This is a genomic window from Corallococcus praedator (genome assembly GCF_003612125.1).
Taxonomy (GTDB): domain Bacteria; phylum Myxococcota; class Myxococcia; order Myxococcales; family Myxococcaceae; genus Corallococcus; species Corallococcus praedator.
Map to the genome: position 1 here is coordinate 1 of NZ_RAWI01001038.1, position 445 is coordinate 445.

General features: G+C 67.6%; 1 protein-coding gene. It reads right to left on the bottom strand.

What is annotated here, in order from left to right:
- On the bottom strand, window positions 1–445 hold a 445-nt coding region (locus tag D7Y13_RS42945; protein WP_279637209.1), incomplete at both ends, for a methionyl-tRNA formyltransferase.

The following is a 445-nucleotide window of genomic DNA, read 5'->3' on the forward strand; positions in this document are numbered from 1 at the left end:
TGCTCGATGAGGTCCAGCGACTCCAGCAGGACGTCGGGGATGAGGTCGATGGTGGCACGCACCAGGCTGGTGCCGGTATCGGTCGGACCGATCGGAATGGCGCGCTGGAGCACCACGTCGCCGGTGTCGAGCTCGTCGTCCATCCGGTGGGCGGTGAGGCCGACTTCCGTTGCGCCGCTGATCATCGCCCAGATCACCGGGGAGAAGCCGGTGAACTTCGGCAATAGGGAGTCGTGCAGGTTCAGCGTGCCGTGCGGGGGCAGGTCGAACAGCTCCCGCGGTAGCCAGGTGCGCCAGTTGTTGGCCACGATGATGTCCGGCGCGGCCTGCGCGACCCGGGCCAGGAGCTCCTCGTCGGGACGCTGGGCGAGGTGCACGGGGATGCCGTGGTCACGGGCCAGCTGCTCGACCGAGTCGGCCCAAATGGATTCGTACGGTTGATCAC